This window comes from Lacibacter sp. H375, assembly GCF_037892425.1.
Classification (GTDB): domain Bacteria; phylum Bacteroidota; class Bacteroidia; order Chitinophagales; family Chitinophagaceae; genus Lacibacter.
The window spans coordinates 326,196-350,809 of record NZ_JBBKTT010000001.1 but is presented as its reverse complement, the minus strand read 5'-3'; the positions used below and the strand labels follow the sequence as shown (position 1 = coordinate 350,809).

The window sequence follows — 24,614 nt, the reverse complement described above, 5'->3', positions numbered from 1 at the left end:
CCTGCTATCTACTCCCGACTGACGGCTATTGGCTAAAGCAGTATCTTGCAGCCGTGAACATTCACTCAGCAACATACGTCATCAGCAGTCCAAAGGTGGAGGATTGCCCCAAGCCCGATAAGCCCGAGTATGCCTTTATCGGTCGTAGTAATGTGGGCAAATCTTCGCTCATAAACATGATCTGCAACAACCAGAAACTGGCAAAAACAAGTGGCTCCCCCGGTAAAACGCAGATGATCAATCATTTTCTTATTGAAAGTCTCGATGAGAAGAACAATAAGAAAACCGATTGGTACCTGGTGGATCTTCCTGGCTATGGTTACGCCAAAGTAGCACAGGGGCAGCGGAAACAGTGGATCAAGATGATCGAGAATTACATCCGCAAACGGGAAAACCTGCTGAATTTATTTGTGCTGGTAGATAGCAGACATAAACCACAGGAACTTGATCTGAAGTTTATGAATCAACTCGGTGAGTGGAAGATCCCTTTCACCATTGTATTTACAAAAGCTGATAAGAGCACCCAGAAGGAAGTTGCAGCAATGGTAAAAACCTTTTTAGCTGCGTTGGGTAAAACGTGGCAGTTCCTCCCACAAAGTTTTGTGAGCTCGGCAGTAAAATTCCGGGGACGGAAAGAAATTTTGCAATTCATTGAAGAATGCAACAAAGAGGCAGCGGAACAAGCGATAGCTGCAAAGGAAATAACCAGATAATAAAAAGGTCGTTCAAACTGAACGACCTTTTTATTTTATAAGTCTGAAATTATTATTCGCTTACAACTAATCTGAAACCGTTACCATGAATATTTACGATCTCAACTTTTGGATCTTCTTTCAGGTATTTGCGGAGTTTAGCAATGTAAACATCCATACTGCGACCGTTGAAATAAGTATCGCTGCCCCAGATACGTTTCAATGCTGTTTCTCTTGGTAAAAGATCATTTTTGTATTCGCATAACATACGAAGTAATTCACTTTCTTTTGGTGAAAGCGTATTTGTTTTTCCTTCAACAGTCAGTTCACGCAACTTGGGATTGAAATGATACATTCCAAGATCGAATTCTTTATTTTCTGTTTCGTGTTTGGTCTCTTCGTTCCGCTTCAAAATAGCCTTGATCTTCATCAACAACACTTCACTGTCGAATGGTTTGGTGATGTAATCATCGGCGCCCAGTTTATAACCGGTTAAAATATCATCCTTCATGGTTTTTGCACTCAGGAAAAACAGGGGAACATCCGGATCAATATCACGTATATCTTCAGCCAGTGTAAAACCATCTACATGCGGCATCATTACATCTAATAAACAGATATCGTACTTCTCACGTTGAAAGGCAGCAAGACCTAAACGGCCATCACGCTCCAGTGTTACATCAAAATCGTTCAACTCCAGGTAATTCTTCAGTACATTTCCAAAACTGCTGTCGTCCTCAACTAATAATACTTTTGATTTAGCTTCTTCCATTTTACTTGTGTTTGTGTTGACAAATAAAGATAAAACCTTTTGGCTCAAATTCTTTGCCCGTCTAATTTTTTGTTAAAGAAGATTTTTTGAATATGAGCAAGATAGATGAGTGATAGCTGTTCTCCTGTTATTTTTGCATCTAAACAGAGACTATGCGCATTACTTCCGATAATCGTTTTAAGAAGCTGATTGTGATTGGTGATCGTTTACTTATTAAACCAAGCCAGCCCGATGAACGCACTGCCAGTGGTTTGTACCTGCCACCGGGTGTGCAGGAAAAAGAGAAAGTGCAACAAGGATATGTTATTAAAACCGGTCCCGGTTACGCTATTCCAATGCCCGTGGATGATGAGCCTTGGAAAAATGAAGACGAACAGGTAAAGTATGTGCCCTTGCAGGCACGAGAGGGTGATCTCGCAATTTTCCTGTTGAGCGGTGCCACCGAAGTAATGTATGAAGGCGATCGTTATTTCATTGTTCCGCAAAGTGCTATTCTTATGCTGGAGCGTGAAGAAGAGCTATAAAAAAAGCATCCTGTAAACACAGGATGCCGTTTAACTATTATCGAAACCAGAGATTATTTTTTGTTCAAGATCCATTTACCGCCGTTGGTACTGCTTGGACTAGTTCCCCATGTTCCTTCAAGAAATGTAAACTTTGCATCTACAATGGCGGAAATAGCCAGTGGACTTGAAGAGCCTGTATATGTATAGTTTGCTGTCACTGTAGTGCCGGCAACAGTATATGTACCTTCTGCTTTAGAAGCTGTAGCGGTATCAGCTCCATCGAAAATGCGAACAGTACCATTTGCCCGGAATAAAGCTGCATATCCATAAGCAGGGTAAACGTCACTGTTTCCCCACTTGCCTTTCCAAAATCCAACTATGGATGCTGTTTCAGGTGCTTTGTCTTTTTTGCAAGAAATAAAAACGAAACTGCACACGAGTACTGCAATAATTAACTTGTTCATTTTTTTGTGATTTAGGTTTAATGATTAATGTGAGGCAAAGCTATTTTCATATTTTTATTTTTACAATACCACTTTACGGTATCTACCTTTAAGTAGTATAAAAAAACGCCGCATATAAATGCGGCGTCGTAAACGATTGCTGAGAAAATTGCTGAAGTAAAACTATTACTTGTATCAGCAAATGTCAATACCACAAACAGGTATTTTTGTTTTAATATTATCTCATTCTATATCTTATCTTTCGGTAAAGTTTTTTCTCATGGCAACCACAGAACAATTCGTACATGCGATACAACAAGGTTACACATTTAAAGGTGAATCATTTCGTTTAGGTGTTGGTGTACACGATAAGCAGATAGTAAAAGGAGCAGAAATATTACTGCCACTTAAAACAATGAACCGTCATGGTTTAATTGCAGGTGCAACAGGTACAGGTAAAACAAAAACATTACAGGTAATTGCAGAAGGATTGAGTGATGCCAGTGTTCCTGTTGTATTGATGGATATAAAAGGTGATCTGAGTGGAATTGCAGCAGCAGGTGCAAGTAATTCAAAAATAGAAGAGCGTATTCAGCTGATGGGAGGCGAATATAAACCATCGGCATTTCCTGTTGAGTTAATGACATTGACTGATGATGGTAAAGGTGTGCGGCTACGGGCTACCGTGAGTGAGTTTGGACCTATCTTATTATCAAAGATCTTAGGTTTAAATGATACACAACAGGGAATTGTGGCGATGATCTTTAAGTTTTGTGATGATAATAAAATGCCGTTGCTTGATCTGAAAGATTTTATCAAGATCATTCAATACATCAGTGATGAAGGAAAATCAACCATTGAAAAAGATTATGGCAAAATATCTACTTCATCAACCGGAACTATTCTGCGTAAAGTAATTGAACTGCAGCAACAAGGTGCAGATGCATTTTTTGGTGAGCCAAGTTTTGAAGTAGATGACCTGATGCGCATCAGCGATGATGGGCGAGGTATGATCAGTATTCTTCGAGTGATGGAATTGCAGGATCGTCCAAAACTTTTCTCCACATTCATGTTGAGCTTATTAGCTGAGTTATATGCAACTCTGCCCGAAGAAGGCGATATGGATAAGCCAAAACTTGTTTTGTTCATTGATGAAGCACATCTTGTTTTCCAGGAAGCAAATGAAGCATTGTTGCAGCAGATTGAAACAGTGATCAAATTGATTCGATCAAAAGGCGTTGGTATTTTCTTTTGCACACAAAATCCGCAGGATGTTCCGGCCAGTGTATTATCTCAATTAGGGTTAAAGGTGCAGCATGCTTTGCGTGCCTTTACAGCCGCCGACAGGAAAGTAATTAAACAAGCTGCAGAAAATTATCCTGAAACAGAATTTTATGATGTAGATGAATTGCTCACTCAGTTAGGTATTGGTGAGGCATTTGTAACACTGCTGAATGAAAAAGGAATTCCAACTCCGCTGGTTCATGCAATGCTGGTTGCACCTCGTAGCCGGATGGATGTATTAACAGATGCAGAAGTGGATGCACTTGTTACCAAAAGTAAACTGGTAAAAAAATATGCAGAGACGATCGATAGCGAAAGTGCTCACGAAATAATTACGGCTAAACTGGAAGAAGCTGCTGAAAAAACAAAAGCAGCTGAAGAAGCAGAAGCCGAAGAAAAAGAAGAAAAGAAACGGCCCGCCAAAAAAGAAGAAACATTTTTTGATAACCCAACAGTGAAGCAGGTTGGCCGCACAGCAGCCTCAATTATTACAAGAAGTTTATTGGGCGCATTGGGTTTGGGCGGCCGTACAACGAGAAGGAAGAAGACGGGATGGTTTTAAATATTACCTGCTAAGTAATCGTTTTCTTAAACAAAATTGTTGCATTTGTCGGCTGCTTTACATTTCCAGCTTCTTGTATATGCAGCGACTTTCCGATGCCTTATGTCTTAGCCTTAAAATTGGCAGTTCCCTCATCAATAAAAACATTGAAAATGTTTTTGAAGTAAAGTGAGAATTGCTATTTTTCTGTAATGAAAACTGACAACCTGTGGTCAGTGGACAGAGGAACGATTGCTTGCTATTTATCTATCGGCTGATCCGGTTGTTTGGTTTTATTTTTTAAAATCAAAACAAATTACGCATGAGAAAATCTGTGCAAAGGCTCGGACAGCTGTTGCTGTTCCTGCTATTCTCCACTGCCGGCTTCAGCCAGTACACTGTTAAGGGAAAAATTACTGACGAGGCCAGGAACGAACCTCTACCTAACGTAAGCGTTCAAATCAAAGGAACAAAAATTGGTACAGTAACTGGAACAGATGGCACGTTCAGTCTTGCTGTGCCCGACAACAAATCTGTCACGTTAGTAATTTCATTGGTAGGGTTTATGTCACAATCTATCAATGTCTCCAGCACAAGTGCCGCACTTGATGTGTCGTTAAAAACAGATGTACTTAATCTTGAAGAAGTGGTTGTAACTGGTTTGGCCACATCAGTTAAAAGAAGTAACCTCGCCAATGCGGTTACATCTATTAACTCAAAGGAGCTGACAGGTACTACGCAAATTCAAACTACCGACGGGGCGTTGTATAGTAAAGTACCTGGTGCAAATATTCGTATGAATGGTGGCGCACCGGGCGGTGGGTTATCCATACAGTTGCGTGGTGTTTCTTCTCTGGTAGGTGCATCGCAACCATTGATCATTCTTGATGGTGTGTACATCAACAATTCGTTTCAACGTACAGGTCGTGCAACAATTACCGGTGCTGCAGCAGGGGCAGGCGCTCCCGCACAAGATGATGGGGCCAATCGTTTAGCTGATATCAACCCTGCAGATATTCAAAATATCGAAGTCCTGAAGGGACCTTCAGCAGCGGCCATTTATGGTACAAGAGCGAACGCCGGTGTAATTATTATTACAACAAAAAAAGGATCAACTGGTAAAACTGCAATCAGCTTTGGTCAGGATATTGGCTTTGGTCGTCCTTTACGTTTAGTTGGAACTGATGACTGGAGTGTTGAAAAAATTAATTTCTTCTTTACTAATGCGACAAAACGTGCAACTGAACTGGCTCGCTTTCAACAGGCGCAAAGCACAGGTCAGTTTTTCGATTATGAAGAGATCTTTTATGCCAATACGGCGACACTGTCTAACACTCGGTTAACTGTAACAGGTGGTACTGATAAGACAAAGTTTTATGTTGGTGGAGTTATTACGAACGAAGAAGGTACCGTAAGAAGAACAGGTTTTGAACGTTACTCAATACGGGCTAACATTGAGCATAAGATCAGCAATAGATTAAACTTTTCTGTTAATTCAAATTATGTAAGATCAAATACTGATCGTGGTTTTACAGGAAACCAAAATAATACAGGTGCATCTATCGGTTATAATATTTCTTACATCCCTAATTATTTTGACCTGCGTCCAAACGCAGCAGGTATTTATCCTGATGTAGATTATGGTGGCCCAAGAGAAAACCCGCTGGCAGTAACAGATAAGGCAACCAATAATTCTTTGGTGAACAGGTTTATTCAATCGGGAACTTTAAACTGGGAAATTATTGACCGTGCCAACTCTGGTTTAAAATTACAGGTAACAGGTGGTATTGATTTTGTGCAAAACAAAACACTGATTCATTTGCCTGAAGATCTGCAATATCAACGATCACAAGCTAATCCGGGTGATGTGTTACATGGCCGCCAGGAAAGTTTTAATAAGAACTTCCAGGCTGCATTGGTGCATAATGTGAATGTAAATAAGTTTGGTTTTACAACACAGGCAGGTATTGTTCGTCTTGAGTTTGATTATAATTCTTTCTTTATTCGTGGACGTGGTTTAGCACCTAAACAAACAAATGTGCAACAGGCAACTGTTCAACAGATCGATCAACAGTTCGACAGCCGTGTTCAGGAAGCAGGCATATTTGCACAGGAAGAAGTTAACTGGGATGATAAGATTATTGCAACAGCCGGTGTTCGTTTTGATAAGTCAACTCTTAATGGAGATATCAATAAAATGTATGCATTTCCAAAGGCTTCACTTGCAATTAATCTTACCAATTTTGATTTCTGGAACGTAGGGTTTATTAATCAATTAAAACCACGAATTGCATATGGTGAAACAGCCGGCCCTGTTGCTTTTGGTTCAACCTTTACGCCATTGAATGGTACTAATATTGGCGGCTTACTTGGTTCAGTTGTATCAACACAAATTGGTAATACTGGAATTCGACCCGAAACAGCACGTGAAATTGAATTTGGTATTGATGCCGGGTTATTTAAAAACCGGCTTTCACTTGAAGCCACTTATTATATCAAAACAACTGCGAATAATATTCAGAACCTGAATCTTTCACCTGCTGTAGGTGTGAATACAACGCCAAGTAATGAAGCAGAACTGGAGAATAAAGGTATTGAGCTTGCGCTGGCAGGTACTGTTATTCAAAAATCTAATGTGCGTTGGTTCTCACGTTTAATGTGGTGGAAGAATGATGTTCTTGTAAAGAAACTTGGTATACCATCTTATTTAACCGGAGCATTCGGTACAGGCTTGGGTACATTCCTTATACAGGAAGGAGTTAGTCCTTTAACGATTGTTGGTTCTCCGGCTATAACTCCCGGCGTGTTTACTGTTTGGGGAAATAATCAACCCAAGTTCACGATGTCATGGTTTAACACTGTAACCTTTCTTAAGAATTTTGATTTCAGTATGATGTGGGAGTGGAGAAACGGCGGCGATAATATCAATCTTACAAGTTTTCTTACCGATTCAGGTGGTACAACAGAAGGTTGGTTTGATGATGATAATAAAGATGGTACACCAAACGGACGGCAACGTCCACCTGCACCGTACAACAATGCAGGACGCTGGGTGCAAGATGCAACGTTCTTAAAAATGAGAGAGATCGGCTTGTATTATAATGTTCCGCAAAACAGTGTAAACAAATGGTTCAACGGTTTCGTAGATCGCATCAGGATTGGAGCTTCCGGAAATAATGTTTTGTTATTTACAAAGTATGAAGGTTATGATCCTGAAACTTCAACATTTGGTGCACAGTCAATTGCCGGAAACGTAGATGTGGCTCCATATCCTACAACACGTCGTCTCTTCTTCCACATTAATCTTGATTTCTAAAATTTTAAATTATTTAGTATGAAATATAAATTCATAAAATCATTCCTGGGAGGTCTTGCACTTCTTTCGATGGTGGGATGTAACCCGATGAAGCTTGATGAAGTGGCAGATCCTAACAACCCATCTGTAGGAAGTGTATCAAATAATGCTTCCCGTGCACAGATACAATTTTTGATCACAGGCTTAGAGTCACGTCATCGTGATTATCTCTTTACTGTAACGGCCGCTTTTGGAACATTTGGCAGAGAGATCTGGTATTTTAATGCATCCGATCCCCGTTTCCAGACAGATTGGTTAGGACAAAGCGGCAGGAGGCCAGATGCTGCTTATTTTGGTTTTGGCGCTACCGGTGGTGCAGCTTATGCAACACCATACCAAGCCATTCGCCAGGCAATTGTGTTGCGTAATGCTGCAAACAATACCGGTGCATTAAACGACCAGGAAAAAAAGGCTGTAACTGGCTTTGCAAAAACGATCATGGGCTATCAATTCATGATACCTGCTAATTTTTTGTATGATAATGGTATTCGTGTTGATATTGAAGATCCGCTAAATCCAGGTGATTTTGTTCCTTACCAGGATGCACTTACAGCTATTAAAGCAATTCTGGATGAAGGTTATGCTGATCTGAATGCAGCAGGTACTACATTCCCATTTAGTCTTACTGCAGGATGGAGCGGCTATAATAACATTGACGGGATAAAGAAAGTGAACCGTGCAATTGCTGCACGCCTTGCGATTTACAGGAAAGACTGGCAAGGTGCTTTAGATGCAGCTAATGCATCTTTCATGAACTTAACTGGAAGTTTAAGTGCCGGCCCTGCACATACATACGGTGCAGCTCCCGATATTTTCAATCCATTATTTTATGTGCTGGATGCAAGTATCAGTACGATCATTGTTGTGCATCCTTCTATGATTGCTGATGCAACACCTAATGATGCACGAGTGGCTGCGAAGTTTTTCCAACGTACAACTGCGGCCAGTGTTTCAACAGATGCGGGTACATTATTCGGTACCCACCAGGATCGTCGTTGGCCAACGAATACGACTGCTATTCCATTCATAAAAAATGAAGAACTGATCCTTATTAAGGCGGAGGCTCATGCACAGTTAAATCAACTAACGCAGGCAGTTGCAGCAATTGATATTATCAGAACAGCTGCCAACATCGGAGCTTACGGTGGAGCACAAACGCAACCTGCATTGATCAGTGAAATTCTTTATCAGCGTAGATATTCATTGTGGGCTGAACCATGGGGGCATCGCTGGATTGATACTCGCAGGTACGACCGGATGAATGAAATTCCTGTTGCTGCAGATCAAGGTGCTGTATTCAAACAGTTCCCAAAACCACAGGCAGATCTTAACTGGGATATTTATACCGGTGGGTAATTGAATATTTTGGGTGAAAGTAAAAAACACGCTGCCTGGCAGCGTGTTTTTTACTTTATTTCAATTTAAGCAAACCTTCTTTTGTAAGGGTTATTTTTTCTTCTGCCATTAAATGATCAATCACTTTCCATATCCGTTCTTTCTGTTTACTTCCCATTTTAAGTAACAGGTCTTTTACTACAATGCCTTTATCAACGGCATTTTCATTTATGAATGAACGGATACGTTCAAACTCATCAGGCGATAGATCATTTCCTTTTTTCTGTAAACAATTATCACATACTCCACAATCACCAATATTTTGATCGCCAAAATATGTTCCGATCGTTTTACTTCTGCAAGTTGTAGCAGCAGTTACATACTCCAGCATTTTGTTGACTCGTTGTTCAAACTGTTCTTTGCGTTGTAAAAGATTCATAGGATTAATGAACAGATCTTCTACTGCCGGGCGGTTTTCTAAAAACTGTAATTGTGGTTTATCTTTCTGCGGACTATAATTAATGATGCCGTGTTGGTGCAATTGAAACAATGCCTGTTTGATAGAATCAAGATCAGTTTTTACAACACTTACTAATTGTTTTTCTGAAATAAATGACTCCATGTCGAAAATGCCACCGTAAGTACGCAACAATGCTTTCATAACAGGCTCCAGTTGCGGATGTTGTTGTTCAAATTCAACAAGCTGTTGTTTGTTGGCTGTGAAAACAACTTTTGCCGGCAGAAAGATCTGTTCTGCATAACTGATCCATCCTTCCTGTTCTAAAGTTTTGATTGCATACACAGCGGTGTAAACATTCAACTTAAAAGTTTTGATGAAATCATTCAGATCGAAATCCACCCATTGCAATTCACCACTACCACTCGGAAGTTGTAAATAATTTACCAAACATTGATAAACTCTTTTAACTTCTGTAACAGGGGGAAAGCGAATAGCAGATAATCCTTTCAAGTCAATAAGATCTTTTTCTTCGTACAGAAGAACAGCATACGATTTTTGACCATCACGACCTGCACGGCCTGCTTCCTGGTAATAGTTTTCTAAACAATCAGGCATGTCATGATGAATTACTACACGCACATCTGGTTTGTCAATGCCCATGCCGAATGCATTGGTACAAACAATCACTCTTGTTTCGTTCTTTAGCCAGGATTCCTGTCGTTTACTTCGTTCATCATTTGACAAGCCTGCATGATAATAGTCTGCTGAAATATGATGCAGTTGCAAAAGTTGTGCTGTTTCCTGTGTTATCTTCCTGCTTTTGCAGTACACAATAGCACAACCTTGCACATTGTTGAGTATCTGTAATATTTTATTAATGCGGCTTTCTACACGAAACACACTGAATGAAACATTAGGGCGAAGAAAAGAACCTTTGTAAATATGATGATTACGAAATTGCAGTTGGTTGCAGATATCATCCTGAACTTGTGGAGTTGCCGATGCTGTTACTGCAAGCAAAGGAACACCTCTTAATTCTTTTCTGAAGTTGACGATCTTTAAATAAGAAGGACGAAAATCGTAACCCCATTGTGAAATACAATGTGCTTCATCAATGGCAATAAGTTGAATATTCATCCCCGGCAAATATTCAAGGAATAGATTTGTTTCTAAACGCTCCGGAGATACGTAGAGGAATTTCAGTTTCTCATTTACTGCCATCTGTAAAATATCTTTCACCTGCGGGAAAGGCATGCCGGTATAGATCGCTGCTGCCCTGATGTCTTTTCGATGCAGTGCTTCCACCTGGTCTTTCATTAAAGCAATAAGTGGCGATACAACAATGCACATTCCATCTTTTGCTAAAGCGGGCACCTGGTAGCAAATGCTTTTACCACCGCCTGTTGGAAGCAATGCAAGTGTATCATGACTTTCTAATACCGAAGTAATGATCTCTTCCTGCATTGGCCGAAAAGAAGAGTAGCCCCAGTATTGTTGAAGTATGGAAGAGAGGTTTTGCATCAATGCCGTGAAGTTACACGACTCTTTTCACAAACAAACGCACACTGTTGATTGCTAATACCACATCACTTAGCCCCATAACCAACGCACCAAATGTTGGGGTTAATAAACCGAATGCAGCAACAGGAATGGCAATGATGTTATAGAAAAATGCCCAGAATAAATTCTGTTTGATGGTGATGAATGTATGTTTACCCAATCCCAGCGATAAAGGCAGATTTTTCAAACCATGATTCATCAACACTACATCAGCTGTTTGCATAGCAACCTGTGAAGCTTCGCTTAATGAAATTCCAATAGTTGCTTTGGCAAGTGCAGGTGCATCATTAATACCATCCCCCACCATGGCAGTAGGTGTAATTTTATTCAACCGTTCGATCACTTCTAATTTTTGTTCGGGTGTTTGTTCAGCAATCACTTCATCAATACCTAACTGTTTAGCAATGGCTTCGCTTTTTGCTTTACGATCGCCGCTGAGTAAAATGGTTTTGATGTTTTTACTCTTGAGGTATTGAACAATTGGCTTTGCTTCTGCACGTAATTCATCTTTTACATCAACCCAACCAACTAATTTTCCATTTCTTAATACATACACATTATGTGTTTCATCTGTTGTTTCTGCTTCCGCTGCTTTGTATGAACCTGCTATCCATTCAACGCCTTCTTTAGTCACTGCTTTCATTCCAAAGCCTTTGATCTCTTCTATTGAAGTCCAGCGTTCATCTTTGTTTGTTTTCCATGAAGATGTAATACAAGCTGCAATAGGGTGATTCGAATATTTTTCAAGCGAATAAACGATACGTTTGAATTCTGTGTCGTCAATGGCGAGTGGTGAATGCTGAATAGGAGAGTCTAAAGCTGTATTCTCTTGTGTATTTGATGAATAACTATTTGCAAATTGACGATTGATGACTGCTGAGTGGCCGTTCACCATTGACCGCTCACCATTCACAACTTTCCAGTCTGCCAACACAAAATTACCAGTAGTTAAAGTTCCTGTTTTGTCAAATACAACCTGCGTAATATTTTTGAACAGTTCAAGACTTTTCGCATTACGGAACAAGACTCCATTCTTTGCAGCACGACCCAGACCCACAGCAATTGCAGCCGGTGTTGCTAATCCCATTGCACAAGGACATGCAATCACTAATACAGCAATGCTACGCATCAATGCAGGTGTAAATTCTTTGATGATGATCCAGTTGGCTGCAAGTGTTACCAACGCAATACCTAATACGATTGGAACAAAGATGGCGCTGATCTTATCGGCCAATTGTTGCACAGGTGGTTTTTCTCCCTGTGCCTGTTTTACAAGATTCACAATATTTGAGAGTACAGAATCTTTGGCCGTTGCAGTAACCTGAGCTTTTACAGTTCCATCAACCAAAATACTTCCACCAATCAGTTGATCTTTTTGTTTTTTGGTGAGCGGCAAACTTTCGCCGGTAATGATTGCTTCGTTAACTGTTGCTTCACCCCAAAGTATTTTGCAATCTGCAGGAATCTGTTCGCCACTTTTAATGAGAATAAGATCACCCACATGTAACACAGTATTTTCAACAGGGAATATTTGTTCGTGATGATGATCATCAAACGCAATCATATTCGCCATTACTTTCTGGCTCTTTGCCAAACTGTTCAATGCTCGTTGTGTTTGTTCAACGGATGCATCTTCCAGGTAATTACCAAGGAATACTAAGGTGATAATGGTGGCTGCAGTTTCATAAAATAAATATTGTTCGGCCTGACCGGTTAATGTGCCGTACAAGCTATACACAAATGCAGCTGTTGCACCCACTGCCACTAATACATTCATATTCGGCATACCGTTGCGGATGCTTTTCCATGCACTACGACCAAAGAAACTCATACCAATAACATACACCGGAATACATAACCCTAATTGCACCCATGGATTCATCAACCAATGAATATGGATCCATTTTTCAAACATGTGCAGCATCAACACCAATGTAAATGGTGCGCAGAGTAATACATAGCGTAGGAACCTGTTCATCTTTTTCTTCTCTACAGGTTTTGCTGCAACACCATTCCGTTCTGCAACTTGGTAGCCTAATGATTCAAGTCCTTTTTCGAGTTTATCTGTATCCGTATTTTCAATAAGGTCAAACAATACTTCACCGCTTGCCGGGTTGGCCTTTACATTCTTCATACCTTCTTTTTCAAGATATTTATGGATCGTAAGGGCGCAATTGGCACAAGTCATTCCATCTACTTTCCAATTCATTGTTTCCATAATGCAAAGTTACGGCAGGAGCAAAAGCCCGTCAATCAATATCTTTGCAACCACTATTCAAATCCCTTTGTGCAATACACTTTAACAAAAGAAAATATACACAGCGTTGCAAAAGAACTGTTGCAGCAATTGAAGCAATACAGAGTATGGGCTTTTGACGCAGCAATGGGTAGCGGTAAAACAACCTTTATTCATGCCCTGTGCGATGTAATGGGTGTAACTGATGCAGTTGGCAGCCCAACTTTTTCTATTATCAATCAATATCAATCGGCTGATGGGCAAATGATCTATCATCTTGATCTGTATCGTATAAAAGATGAAGAAGAAGCCATCCAGGCGGGTGTGGAAGATGTGTTGTTCAGCGGTGATCTTTGTTTGGTTGAATGGCCCGGCAAGGCAGCTGACCTCTTTCCCGATGATACTGTATACCTCTCAATTGAGGTGATTGATGCAAACACAAGGAGAATAACTGCAAAAGTTCCGAAGTAGTTTTGTAATTTGGGTACTTTCTAAAAAACCAACAGGCAGCGATTGTATGGCGTTATCAAAACCAATAGTGAGTGCATCGTTCAGTTACGAGACCTTAGAAGAAAAATTAGATATTAAAGCAAAAGGCGCCCAGTTGTTCATCGGTATTCCCCGTGAACAAATGTTCCAGGAAAACCGCATTGCACTTACACCGGAAGCGGTAAGTGTGTTGGTGAGCAATGGTCACCGGGTAATGATCGAATACCTTGCAGGCGAAGGATCGCATTTCAGCGATAAAGATTACAGTGAGGCAGGTGCTAAGATTGCGTACGACCGCAAAGAAGTTTACCAATGTGATATATTGATCAAATCGGCTCCGGTGTGTGAACAAGAGCTGGAACTCCTTAAACCAGGTCAGACGATTATTTCTCCCATCCATCTTGCGGTAATGAAACCGGAGATACTGGAAGGTATGATGGAGAAACGTATTACTGCATTATCATTCGAAAACCTGAAAGATGATTCCGGGCACAATCCCATCGTTCGTAGTATGAGTGAAATTGCCGGGAGTGCTGTGATGCTGATCGCCGGACAATACCTGAGCAGTTTCAATAGTGGTAAAGGTGTGTTGCTGGGAGGTATCAGTGGTATACCTCCAACAAAAGTTATCATCATCGGTGCAGGTATTGTGGGTGAATATGCAGCACGTACAGCATTGGCAATGGGTGGAAGTGTAAAAGTGTTTGATAATAATATTTATAAACTGAAGCGGATGCAAACGGCCATCGGTCATCGCATGTGGACCTCAGTTGTTGAGCCGAAAATTTTAGCGAAACAGTTGAAGACTTGCGATGTTGCGGTTGGTGCGTTGTCGTCAATTGGAGGCGCAAGAAGTGCCATTGTTGTGAGCGAAGAAATGGTGGCAGCAATGCGTCCGGGTAGTGTAATCGTTGACGTTAGTATTGATCGTGGTGGTTGTTTTGAAACGAGCGAGGTTACTAGTCATGAAAGTCCCATTTTTATCAAACACGGCGTTATCCATTATTGTGTTCCGAATATTCCGAGTGGTTTTGCACGTACTGCTTCTACAGCCATCAGCAATGTATTGATGCCATTGTTGCTCGAAATTGCTGATGAAGGCGGTTTGGAAAAATTACTCTGGCATAAGCTGAATATCCGCAACGGTATTTATCTCTTCAAGGGATCTCTCACCAATTTTTATCTCAGTCAACGGTTTGATCTGAAGTACACCGATTTGAATTTGTTGATTGCAAGCAGGGGGTAGGAAGGAATTTGAAAATTCAGGAATTTGAAGATTTGAAAATTGTAGTCCGTTAGACTTTATTTATACTCTTCCCTCTCCGGCATAAACACGTCAATCACTTTACAATTGCTGATTGCTTTGCCACCGTGTTTAATATTTCCGGGAATGGTTACCACAGCTCCTGCTGACAGCACTTCAGTTTTACCATCAACCGTTAACTCAAATTCGCCTTCAACTACATGCATGATCTGTTCGTGCATATGCGAGTGCTCAGGAATAGGAGAGTTGGCATCAATGTTCCAGAATGCAATAGTGGATTTTCCGGTATGAATGAATTTTCCATGATAACCTGGAAACATTTCTTTTGCTGCAATAGAATTGAGATGATGGAAATACATGTGCTGATTATTTATAGTCCATAATGCTGAGCTTGTGATTGCAGAACTTGTATTCCACTTCATCATTACTGCTCACAATTACTAACCGGTTACTGCAATTCTCATTAATCAACCTGTGGTATAATGAAATACCATCTGCATCTAAGTTTGTGCAAGGTTCATCGAGCAAAACAACAGGCACATCGCTTAAAATAGCCTGCGCCAGTTTTACACGTTGCTTCATACCGCTACTGAAGTTGCGGAGTTGTTTATTACTTGCTTTTTCCAAACCAAGTAGATGGATGATGCTTTTTGCTGTATAGGTAGAAAGAAAAGATTTGAATGATTGATGAAATTCAAGGAACTCGATCAAGGTCATTTCTTCAGGAAGTTCAAGATAAGGAGCTGCAATACCGATATGTTGATGATGATGTTCTGCTGCAATATTGCCAGCAGAATTTATGAAATCAACTTTCCCTTCGGAATGTTGCACCGCACCTGCAATGATCTGTAATAAGGTTGATTTTCCCGAACCGTTGTTGCCGGTTATGGCATAAGCATCAGCGTCAGTAAATTCGTAAGTGAGGCCCCGAAAGATCCATTCCCTGTTATATCGCTTGCCGGCATCAGAAAGCAATATCTTCATCGCCGCCGGTTTGTGATTTACGTTTGATAACGCCGATCTCAGACTTCTTAATAAATCCGAGAATTTCATCTCTTGTTTCCGTAATGGGTAACATTTGCTCAATCAGCTCAACTGCTTTTGATACAATATGTTTCTCAACAAAAAGAATATGGTAGATCTTGAAAATCTCTTCAATCGTTTCTTTACTGTAACCTCTGCGGCTTAAACCAACATTGTTGATGCCTACATAGCTTAATGGCTCACGTGCTGCTTTTACATAAGGAGGTACATCTTTTCGTATAGCACTCATTCCGGCAATGTAGGAGTGTTTACCAACATGTGTAAACTGGTGAGCCGCACTCATTCCACCAATAATAGCGTAATCATCAATGGTCACATGCCCCGCTAATTGGACAGAGTTGGCAAGAATAACATTATTGCCAACAATACAATCATGCGCAACATGCGCATAGGCCATGATGAGACAATTGTTGCCAACTTTCGTTGTATTCTTATCGGTTGTACCACGATGCACGGTTACACATTCACGAATGGTGGTATTGTCACCAATTTCAGCCAACGTATATTCTCCACGATATTTCAGATCCTGTGGCACGGCGCCAATAACAGCACCTGGAAAAATGTTGCAATTCTTTCCAATTCGTGAAGCAGAAAAAATGGTGACGTTGCTCATAACATGAGTCCCATCTCCAATTATAACATCATCATGAATAACGGTAAAGGGATCAATGGTAACATTGTTACCGATCTGAGCATTGGGGTGTATATGAGCAAGATTACTAATCATTCTTTGTTCGTTTTACGATTTGAGCAGTAAGATCTCCCTCACACACCACTTTGCTGCCCACAAAAATGGTTCCCCTCATTTCTACGATCCCTCTTCTTATTGGATTTTTTAATTCCATTTTTAAAATTAAGGTATCGCCCGGTACAACTTTCTGTTTGAATTTGCAATTATCAACTTTCAGAAAATAAGTATCGTATTTGTCTTCTGTATCTTTTGGAATAGCTAACAATCCACCACATTGCGCCAATGCTTCTACCTGTAATACACCCGGCATAACATAGTTGCCCGGGAAATGCCCCTGGAAGTATGGTTCATTGTAAGTTACATTCTTTACACCCACAATATATGTATCGGTCAGTTCAATGATCTTATCAACCAACAGGAAAGGGTAACGGTGCGGAAGGATTTTTTCGATTGCTGTTACATCATGTACCGGTGGTTTATCAGGATGATAAGCAGGAACATTTACTTTGAACCTGTTCTTTTTAATATGCTCTTTGATCTTGCGGGCAAACTCAACATTACTTGCATGGCCCGGACGGTTAGCAATAATATGCGCTTTGAAGGGCATACCCACTAATGCAAGATCGCCAACCAAATCAAGCAACTTATGACGTGCAGGTTCATTGGGGAAACGCAATTGCAGGTTGTTGAGATAACCTTCGCTGGTAACCGCAAACTTTTCTTTGCCGAATGCCTTTGAAAGTGTTTCTAATTGCTCATCACTTACAGGTTTATCAACCACTACGATCGCATTATTGAGATCGCCGCCTTTAATGAGATTATTTTTTAAGAGAAACTCCAGTTCGTGAAAAAAGGAAAAGGTTCTGCACGATGCAATTTCATCATTAAACTCACCGAGATTACTCATTTGCGCATGTTGTGTACCAAGCACAGGTGAGTTGAAATCAATCAATGTATTGATGCGGAAAGTATCGGCCGGCATTGCAACCATTTCCACTTTCTTATTCTCATCGAGAAAATAAATATTATGGTCGATGGTATACCAGGTTTTGATGGCATCCTGTTTTTTGCGTCCTACTTTTTGCAAAGCTTCAACAAATGGCTGCGAACTGCCATCAAGGATCGGGGTTTCCGGTCCATCTATTTTAATGAGCACATTATCAATCTCACAACCGGCAAAAGCTGCCAGCAGATGTTCCACTGTACTAACCGAAGCTCCGTTGTTTGAGAGGGTAGTACTGCGGTTTGTTTCTATTACAAAATCCACATCAGCTTTTACGGTTGGCTGATCAGGAAGGTCAATACGTTGAAAAATGATGCCTGTATTTGGCTCGGCGGGTTCGAGGGTCATATTTACCGGGGAGCCGGTATGGATGCCCACGCCGGAAATGGTAATTGACTCAGCCAGTGTATGTTGGTTGGTTTGCCCGTTGCCGTTACTCTGATTCATGGGCACGAAAGTAATAAAAAAGAGGTGAAACGACCGTAAGCGTATAACAGGCTAAATACTTTCTTTTTCTGCCATCAATTGTTTGATGAGAAATTCCAGTTCAGCAATGCGCTTTTCAAGGTCTGGAAGGTTGCGGAAAATAGCCTGGCTGCGCAGCGTACTGGTATAATCGAAGGCTGGGGAGCCCGTTACCACACTGTTTGGCTGTTTCATTGATTTGCTCACACCACTTTGAGCGTTAATTCGGCTGCCATCTGCAATAGAAATATGGCCAACAATGCCTGCCTGTCCACCAATCATTACCCGGTTGCCGATCTTGGTACTTCCACTCACGCCGGTTTGGGCAGCAATAACAGTGTAAGTTCCTATTTCTACGTTATGAGCTATCTGAATGAGGTTGTCAAGTTTAGCCCCATGATGAATAATGGTTGAACCCATGGTTGCCCTGTCGATGGTGCAATTTGCCCCAATCTCTACCTCATCTTCAACCAACACATTGCCGATCTGCGGAACTTTCTTGTAAGTACCGTCGGGTTGGGGAGCAAAACCAAATCCATCGCCACCAAGTACGGTGCCGGCATGGATTATGACCTTCTTGCCCACCACACAATCATGGTAAATCTTAACACCAGCGTGAAGTATGCTGTTATCACCGATCACCACATTATTTCCAAGGAAACAGTGTGGGTGTACTTTCACATTCTTTCCCAACTTCACATTTTCGCCGATATAGGTGAAAGCGCCCACGAAAACATTCTCGCTGATACTGGCCGATTTGGCTACAAATGATGGCTCCTGGATGCCTACCATCTTTTGCTCCATAATCTGTTCGTAAGCCTGAAGTAAGGTGGCAAAAGCGCTGTAAGCGTCAGGTACACGGATCAACGTGGCTCCAATTGACTGCCGCAAGTCTAATGATTCATTAATGATAATGATAGAAGCACCGGTGCTGTATAAATAATCTTCGTATTTGGGATTGGCTAAAAAGGCGAGTTGACCGGCAACTGCTTCTTCAATTTTATTGAAAGAATTTACTGTTGCGTTAGGATTACCCTCTACCGAACCTTTAATGATGAGCGCAATTTGCGAAGCCGAAAACTCCATGTATCCTGTCTTAATGTTTTAAAGTTACTTTCAAAAACGATTCGAAACAATCTTTTACTTTGCCAGTTGTTCACTTTTTACTTTAGTGCCGGCCGGCAAAGATAGAACTTACGAACGGGGCTGGCGATAGCTTTATGGATCAATCCATACTCTATTTCTGATATATCTTTAACCGTACCGTCTTTATAAAGAATATTAATATGCTCGTTGCCCGGGTTATACATCCTGTTTTCGGCAATGCCGTTAAACACAAAATACCCAACTTCTTCGCTGCTTAACGACAACTGTTCCATTGCCTTCCGCTGCACGGCCTCGATTTCTTTTTCATCAAACGGTTGCATCTGCAGTTTTGTTTTAAGCATATTACGGTTTAACAACCATTGGCTTAAGGTGCTTAATACTATATCAGGGTGGTGCATCCATTTCTTGATCGAGGCCAGCACATCGTAGTCATCCAGTTCGCAAAACTTAGCAAGGTTATTCCGGATAAAAGTGGCCGAATTAGTTGTACGCAGAAATTCATCCAACACAGGGTTTGAAGAGAAAGCTCCTGTTTCCTCTTTTGCCAATACCCTTGCACGCCCGAGTATCTTCACCAACATATTTTCAGCACTCAAAACTGTTTTATGCAGGTAGGCCTGCCAATACATCAACCTGCGGGCAACCAGGAACTTTTCAATGCTGTATACTGCTTTTTCTTCCACCATCAACTCGTTGTTATGCACCACCATCATTTTAATGATTCGGTCGTAACCAATAACCCCTTCGCTCACACCGCTATAAAAACTATCCCGGGTAAGGTAATCCATCCGGTCAACATCCAATTGACTGCTGATGAGCTGATGCAAAAACAGTTTGTGATAAGTGCCTTTGAAAATGGAGATTGCGAGTTCAAGTGCTCCGTTAAATTCTTTATTGAGATGTTCAAAAATGAGTAGTGAAATCTCTTCGTGATGTACATCTTCGATCAACACATGTTCCAATGCATGACTGAATGGGCCATGACCGACATCGTGTAACAAAATTGCCAGCTTTGCGGCCTGTTCTTCTTCAGCCGTTATTTCAACTCCTTTATTTTTTAATTCAAGCAATGCCTGGCACATGAGGTGATATGCGCCCATGCTGTGATGTAATCTTGTGTGCACAGCACCAGGATATACTAAATGCGCCAGTGCCATTTGATGAATACGGCGCAAACGCTGGTAAAAGGGATGGGAGAGTATTTTATAGATCAATACATCATCAAACGTGATAAAGCCATAAACGGGATCATTTACTATTTTCCTGAATTTCATTTTTAATCTGTTAAATATCAAGGCAGCAAGTGTGCAAAGGTAATGTCTTGTGGTCTGAAACTTGTACCTTGAGCACTTAACTTTTGTTTTAAACCAATAAGCATGGCATTAGCAAAAATTCTTTGGGTTGATGATGAAATAGAAAGTCTGCAATCACAGAAACTCTTCCTCGAAAATAAAGGCTACGAAGTACACACACTCACCAATGGGTTTGATGCTATTGACTATGTAAAGGAAAACTTTGTTGATGTGGTGTTGATGGATGAAACCATGCCGGGTATAACCGGTTTGGAAACACTCACAAAGATCAAAGAAGTGAATCAATCGATACCGGTTGTGCTCATTACAAAGAATGAAACAGAAAACCTGATGGACGATGCTATTGGTTCGCAAATCAGTGATTATCTCATCAAGCCCGTTAACCCCAACCAGGTGTTGCTTAGTTTAAAAAAGATCATTGATAACAAAAGATTGGTGAGCGAAAAAACAACATCGGCATATCAGCAGCAATTCCGCAATTTATTCATGGCACTCAATAGCAATCCTAACTATAATGAGTGGATGGATATTTATAAAAAACTTGTGTATTGGGAACTGGAAATGAGTAAGGCCGATAGTCCTGAGATGAGCGAAGTCTTGCAGCAACAAAAAAGCGAAGCCAACAATGAATACTTCAAATACATTTCACGGAATTATGCTGATTGGTTGAAACCAAAATCGGCTGAAGCACCCATCATGAGCCATACACTTTTTAAGTTTAAAGTGTTACCACATGTGGAGAAAGGAATTCCGTTATTTTTTATCTTGATCGATAATCTTCGCTTCGACCAATGGAAAGCCATTCAACCCATTTTTGCTGAGAATTTTCGCATAGCAGAAGAAGAATCGTTCTACTCAATTTTACCAACCGCAACGCAATACAGCCGCAATGCTATTTTCAGTGGGTTATTACCTGTTGATATTGAAAAGAAATTTCCGAAGCAATGGAAGAACGATAATGATGAAGGAGGAAAGAACCTGCATGAAGAAGAATTCTTTAGAGAGCAGTTAAAGCGATTAGGGAAAGGAGATTTAAAAGTATCGTTTACCAAAGTATTGAATCATCATGCAGGGCAAGAGTTGGTGAATAATATTCACAACCTGTTGCAGAATGATATTAATGTGATCGTGTACAATTTCGTTGATATGTTGAGTCATGCACGAACTGAAATGGAAGTTTTGAAAGAACTTGCAAACGATGAAAAAAGTTACCGCAGCATTACCACCAGTTGGTTCGAACATTCACCGCTCAACCAGGCGTTGAAAAAGATCGCTGATAAGAAGATCAATATTGTAATGGCGACCGATCACGGCAGCATTCGTGTACAAAAACCATCGAAGGTTATTGGCGACAAAGAAACTACTACCAACATCCGTTATAAACACGGCCGCAATCTCAACTTCGAACCAAAAGAAGTATTGGCTTTCCGTGATCCGGCTGAAGCAGGTTTGCCCATGCCTAACGTGAACTCATCGTTCATTTTTGCTAGAGAGGATATGTACCTCTGTTACCCCAATAACTACAACTATTATGTGAATTATTACCGTAATACGTTTCAGCATGGTGGTGTGAGTTTAGAGGAAATGATCATTCCGGTGGTAAGAATGACGAGTAAATAGCAATGACAATGCAACAGAAACTGTGGAAAAGTCCTTTCTGGCGAAACAGGTTATGAGCAGCAGTAACGGTAAATTTGCAACGAACTAAAAATCCCTCAGGGGATTGGGCATGAAACTGAATCAAACAACATTAGATAAATTAGAAGATATACTCGAGGAAAGCGGCTACGTTGTGCGTTACGAACGTGGCACTTTCCAAAGCGGCTATTGTATATTGGAACAGAAAAAAGTGGTGGTGCTCAACAAATTCCTGATGCAGGAAAGTCGTATCAACACGTTGCTCGAACTTATTCCTCAGGTGAACATCAACTTTGATGCACTTACAGCCGGTTCACAAAAACTATATGAAGAAGTAATGGCACTGGCTGAAGCTAAAGCAAAAGCTACAAATGAGGAATGATTGATCAATGATGAGTAAAGAAATTACAGAGCTCCAAAAACTGATTATTCATCACTCATCATTCATTACTTTCGTTCCGTGAGCTATCCTCCAATTAAAATTACTTTTCTAGGAACAGGTACCAGCAGCGGTGTACCCATGATCGGTTGCGATTGTGAAGTATGTACTTCAACTGATCCAAAGGATAATCGTCTCCGCAGCAGTATCATGGTTGAAACGGCAGAAACAACCATTATTGTTGACACTACACCCGATTTCCGTTACCAGATGCTTCGGCTTGGTATCAAAAAAGTTGATGCGATTATTTTTACACATCCACACAGAGATCATATTGCAGGTTTAGATGATGTACGTGCATTTAACTACATCAGTAAAAAGCCAATGGAAGTATATTGCAATTACCTCACAGAAGAAGCGCTGCGTCGTGATTTTTATTATGCGTTTTCCGATACAAGATATCCCGGTGTGCCTGAGATCAATTTGAATACGATCACTGAAGAAATTTTTACGATTAACGATCTTTCTATTCAACCGATCATGGTTTGGCATTTAAAAATGCCTGTGTATGGTTTTCGTTTCGGTCCGTTTACCTACATCACAGACGCAAATCTTATTGAAGAAAACGAAAAGCAAAAGATAAGAGGTAGTAAGGTGATGGTGTTGAATGCACTTCGAAAGGAAAAACATATCTCACATTATAATCTTGATGAAGCAATTGAACTGGTGCAGGAATTAGAAGTACCAGAAGCATATTTCACACACATCAGTCATCAATTAGGATTACATGTATCGGTCACTAAGGAATTACCATCAGGCGTACATCTGGGTTATGATGGATTAGTGCTGAATTTATAATCAACTACCCGCTTTGTAGTATTTCATTTTTCTCTTTCGGCTGTTATTTTAGAGGTATGCAGTTTACCCAAACCAAATGGGTGAAGGAATATTTCTCCTTCACAAAAAAGGAGCGTAATGCCATTATCATGCTTGGTTTATTGGCGTTATTGTTTTCTCTTTTGCCCACAATTTTCCCTTTTCTTGTGAAAGACGACATTGAACTGGTTGTTGATACGGTTGCGCAACGTGAATTAGCTGCATTAGAAATTCTACCCGATAAAAATGAATCTGCAACAGCTTCCTATTCCGATGCCGACCTCTATCAGCCCAAAGAATCAAAGTTTGAAAAATACCGAAGAGAAAAAATCGTAAGCGAATTATTTTCTTTTAATCCAAATACAGCTACAGCAGAAGAGTGGAAGCGTTTAGGCCTGCGTGATAAAACCATTCAAACAATCGTCAAATACCGAAGCAAAGGCGGAAAGTTTTATAAACCTGAAGATCTGCAACGGATTTATGGTTTGCATACCGATGAGTATGAACGCTTGTTCCCTTATGTACGACTTGAGGTTTCAACCAAAAAAGTTACTGAATCGCCAACCGTTCCACTTGACACTAAATCTGAGCGAAAAGAATATGCTTCTGTTGTGGTTGATATTAATAACGCTGACACAACAACCTGGAAACAGTTGAGAGGAATTGGCTCAGCTTACGCAAGACGGATCGTTAACTTTCGAACAAAACTTGGTGGGTTTGTTTCAATAGAACAGGTAGGTGAGACATACGGGTTGCCGGATTCTGTTTTTCAGAAAGTGAAACAGCAGCTTCGTTTCGGCAGTGCTTCCATCAATCAAATTGATGTGAATAATTCTACAATTGATGAGCTGAAAGCCCATCCTTACATCGGTTTCTCAGTAGCCAACGCCATTGTGCAATACAGGAGCCAGCATGGCAATTTCTCCACAATTACCGATCTGCAAAAGATCGGTGCCATAGATGGGATACTTTATCGAAAAATCAGTCCTTATCTTACAGTAAAATAAAAGGGAAATATTTTTTTAGATTTTGACTAACATGTGTTAGCGTTCTCTTATATTTGTAGTGCCGTTTCGATTGATTGCTATGTAAAATAGTTGAGTCATGGTGCTGGTTTGTTAGTCAGTTCATGGCTCAACTTATTTTAAGGGCATATTGGGA

Annotated in this window: 21 protein-coding genes; 11 read left to right on the top strand and 10 right to left on the bottom strand. The window is 40.6% G+C overall.

Annotation, left to right across the window (positions count from 1 at the left end):
* The first annotated feature begins 53 nt into the window (after nt 1-53).
* A complete protein-coding gene (gene yihA / locus WG954_RS01520; protein ID WP_340432919.1) occupies nt 54-713 on the top strand; it encodes a ribosome biogenesis GTP-binding protein YihA/YsxC in 660 nt (219 codons plus the stop codon).
* A gap of 52 nt (nt 714-765) precedes the next feature.
* Here yihA and WG954_RS01515 read toward each other — a convergent pair whose 3' ends face one another.
* Entirely contained in the window at nt 766-1,464 is a 699-nt protein-coding gene (locus tag WG954_RS01515) for a response regulator transcription factor (RefSeq protein ID WP_324231836.1), read from the bottom strand.
* 152 nt (nt 1,465-1,616) lie between these two features.
* On the opposite strand from WG954_RS01515, the gene WG954_RS01510 reads away from it, so the two are divergent.
* The gene (locus WG954_RS01510; RefSeq protein ID WP_340432916.1) at nt 1,617-1,988 is read left to right on the top strand and encodes a co-chaperone GroES; all 372 of its coding nucleotides are present in this window, start codon (nt 1,617-1,619) and stop codon (nt 1,986-1,988) included.
* Nucleotides 1,989-2,041: 53 nt separating this feature from the next.
* Here the strand turns inward: WG954_RS01510 and WG954_RS01505 are convergent, their stop codons facing one another.
* On the bottom strand, nt 2,042-2,434 hold the full coding sequence (locus WG954_RS01505; RefSeq protein WP_340432915.1) for a hypothetical protein: 393 nt from the start codon (nt 2,432-2,434) through the stop codon (nt 2,042-2,044).
* A gap of 259 nt (nt 2,435-2,693) precedes the next feature.
* Here WG954_RS01505 and WG954_RS01500 point away from each other — a divergent pair, with 259 nt between their 5' ends.
* From WG954_RS01500 to WG954_RS01490, 3 genes are all read left to right on the top strand, one after another.
* Entirely contained in the window at nt 2,694-4,259 is a 1,566-nt protein-coding gene (locus WG954_RS01500) for a helicase HerA-like domain-containing protein (RefSeq protein ID WP_340432914.1), read from the top strand.
* Between the two features lie 301 nt (nt 4,260-4,560).
* The gene (locus tag WG954_RS01495; protein WP_340432913.1) at nt 4,561-7,554 is read left to right on the top strand and encodes a SusC/RagA family TonB-linked outer membrane protein; all 2,994 of its coding nucleotides are present in this window, start codon (nt 4,561-4,563) and stop codon (nt 7,552-7,554) included.
* 18 nt (nt 7,555-7,572) lie between these two features.
* On the top strand, nt 7,573-8,949 hold the full coding sequence (locus WG954_RS01490) for a RagB/SusD family nutrient uptake outer membrane protein (RefSeq protein ID WP_340432911.1): 1,377 nt from the start codon (nt 7,573-7,575) through the stop codon (nt 8,947-8,949).
* Nucleotides 8,950-9,004: 55 nt separating this feature from the next.
* Here WG954_RS01490 and WG954_RS01485 read toward each other — a convergent pair whose 3' ends face one another.
* Both WG954_RS01485 and WG954_RS01480 read right to left on the bottom strand, forming a co-directional pair.
* Nucleotides 9,005-10,909, bottom strand: a complete 1,905-nt coding sequence (locus tag WG954_RS01485; protein ID WP_340438900.1) for a RecQ family ATP-dependent DNA helicase — start codon at nt 10,907-10,909, stop codon at nt 9,005-9,007.
* 13 nt (nt 10,910-10,922) lie between these two features.
* Entirely contained in the window at nt 10,923-13,166 is a 2,244-nt protein-coding gene (locus WG954_RS01480; protein ID WP_340432909.1) for a heavy metal translocating P-type ATPase, read from the bottom strand.
* 69 nt (nt 13,167-13,235) lie between these two features.
* Between WG954_RS01480 and tsaE the strand changes: the two genes are divergently transcribed.
* On the top strand, nt 13,236-13,655 hold the full coding sequence (tsaE, locus tag WG954_RS01475) for a tRNA (adenosine(37)-N6)-threonylcarbamoyltransferase complex ATPase subunit type 1 TsaE (protein ID WP_340432908.1): 420 nt from the start codon (nt 13,236-13,238) through the stop codon (nt 13,653-13,655).
* Between the two features lie 46 nt (nt 13,656-13,701).
* Entirely contained in the window at nt 13,702-14,919 is a 1,218-nt protein-coding gene (locus tag WG954_RS01470; protein WP_340432907.1) for an alanine dehydrogenase, read from the top strand.
* Nucleotides 14,920-14,975: 56 nt separating this feature from the next.
* Here the strand turns inward: WG954_RS01470 and WG954_RS01465 are convergent, their stop codons facing one another.
* The 6 genes from WG954_RS01465 to WG954_RS01440 form a co-directional block, all read right to left on the bottom strand.
* Nucleotides 14,976-15,296, bottom strand: coding sequence for a cupin domain-containing protein (locus WG954_RS01465; RefSeq protein ID WP_340432905.1), 321 nt, complete (start codon nt 15,294-15,296; stop codon nt 14,976-14,978).
* 7 nt (nt 15,297-15,303) lie between these two features.
* Complete coding sequence (locus WG954_RS01460; RefSeq protein ID WP_340432904.1) at nt 15,304-15,921, bottom strand: ABC transporter ATP-binding protein; 618 nt, start codon at nt 15,919-15,921, stop codon at nt 15,304-15,306.
* Entirely contained in the window at nt 15,902-16,708 is an 807-nt protein-coding gene (gene lpxA / locus WG954_RS01455; RefSeq protein WP_340432903.1) for an acyl-ACP--UDP-N-acetylglucosamine O-acyltransferase, read from the bottom strand. The genes WG954_RS01460 and lpxA overlap by 20 nt, the downstream gene beginning before the upstream one ends.
* Entirely contained in the window at nt 16,701-18,122 is a 1,422-nt protein-coding gene (locus tag WG954_RS01450; protein ID WP_340432901.1) for a bifunctional UDP-3-O-[3-hydroxymyristoyl] N-acetylglucosamine deacetylase/3-hydroxyacyl-ACP dehydratase, read from the bottom strand. The genes lpxA and WG954_RS01450 overlap by 8 nt, the downstream gene beginning before the upstream one ends.
* 51 nt (nt 18,123-18,173) lie before the next feature.
* Nucleotides 18,174-19,226, bottom strand: a complete 1,053-nt coding sequence (gene lpxD, locus WG954_RS01445; protein ID WP_340432899.1) for a UDP-3-O-(3-hydroxymyristoyl)glucosamine N-acyltransferase — start codon at nt 19,224-19,226, stop codon at nt 18,174-18,176.
* A gap of 77 nt (nt 19,227-19,303) precedes the next feature.
* Nucleotides 19,304-20,521 carry an HD domain-containing protein gene (locus WG954_RS01440; protein WP_340432898.1) on the bottom strand — a complete coding sequence of 406 codons (1,218 nt, stop codon included), beginning with the start codon at nt 20,519-20,521 and terminating at the stop codon, nt 19,304-19,306.
* 102 nt (nt 20,522-20,623) lie between these two features.
* Here WG954_RS01440 and porX point away from each other — a divergent pair, with 102 nt between their 5' ends.
* From porX to WG954_RS01420, 4 genes are all read left to right on the top strand, one after another.
* Complete coding sequence (porX, locus tag WG954_RS01435) at nt 20,624-22,180, top strand: T9SS response regulator signal transducer PorX (RefSeq protein WP_340432896.1); 1,557 nt, start codon at nt 20,624-20,626, stop codon at nt 22,178-22,180.
* Between the two features lie 109 nt (nt 22,181-22,289).
* A complete protein-coding gene (locus WG954_RS01430) occupies nt 22,290-22,580 on the top strand; it encodes a hypothetical protein (RefSeq protein WP_340432893.1) in 291 nt (96 codons plus the stop codon).
* A 78-nt stretch (nt 22,581-22,658) separates the two neighbouring features.
* Entirely contained in the window at nt 22,659-23,435 is a 777-nt protein-coding gene (locus WG954_RS01425; protein ID WP_340432891.1) for an MBL fold metallo-hydrolase, read from the top strand.
* Nucleotides 23,436-23,491: 56 nt separating this feature from the next.
* On the top strand, nt 23,492-24,460 hold the full coding sequence (locus tag WG954_RS01420; protein ID WP_340432888.1) for a ComEA family DNA-binding protein: 969 nt from the start codon (nt 23,492-23,494) through the stop codon (nt 24,458-24,460).
* Nucleotides 24,461-24,614 lie beyond the last annotated feature (154 nt).